The sequence below is a fragment of the Streptomyces sp. AC627_RSS907 genome (assembly GCF_019049165.1).
Window position 1 is genome coordinate 1 of sequence record NZ_JAGMUE010001003.1, and the last position, 546, is coordinate 546.

A 546-nucleotide genomic window follows, 5' to 3' on the forward strand; every position below is an offset into this window, starting at 1 on the left:
AAACTCGCCCTCCCGGAGGTGCAGTTCGGTGAACGTACTGGGCTCTCTCTCACGAGAGACGGTTACCTGAGAGGGGAGCCGCCGAGCTGGGTCAATAAAGTCAAAGTGATTCTCAAGCGCGACCCAACCGCAGCATCTGGTTATCGAGTGCTGACCTCCTATCCAATTCCTTAGCCGATCTCGTCTGGATGACCGCAATGACCTACTCCTCTGCAGGGCCAGGCTACCGTTTTTATGAAGTCCAGAACCTGCTGCGCGCCTATGGCCAGACAGGAAACTCGTTCACCGACACACCGGACACACCGGGGCCGGCGTTGCGGGGTTTCCTGCGCGTCGTCACGCGCTTCCCCGCGCGAGGAACGCGCCTTCTGCGGGAACTCGACGACCTGCTGACGGTCGGACTGTTCTCGCCCGAGATCGCCGACGAGGTGGATCTGATGCCGCGCGTACGTCCCACAGAGGGCAGAGGCGTCGAGGAGTCCCTGAGCCTGGTTCGAGATCACGTCCGAGCGGCGCTGCGAAACCCTGAGCGATGGGCTGGTTCGG

At 61.9% G+C, this 546-nt stretch carries 1 protein-coding gene and 1 pseudogene; both read left to right on the plus strand.

What is annotated here, in order from left to right; translation table 11 throughout:
* The first annotated feature begins 18 nt into the window (after nucleotides 1-18).
* Complete coding sequence (locus KUM32_RS44850; protein ID WP_308408843.1) at nucleotides 19-174, plus strand: RNase A-like domain-containing protein; 156 nt, start codon at nucleotides 19-21, stop codon at nucleotides 172-174.
* A gap of 14 nt (nucleotides 175-188) precedes the next feature.
* Nucleotides 189-546: pseudogene (locus tag KUM32_RS39905) on the plus strand (hypothetical protein); the annotation flags it as partial.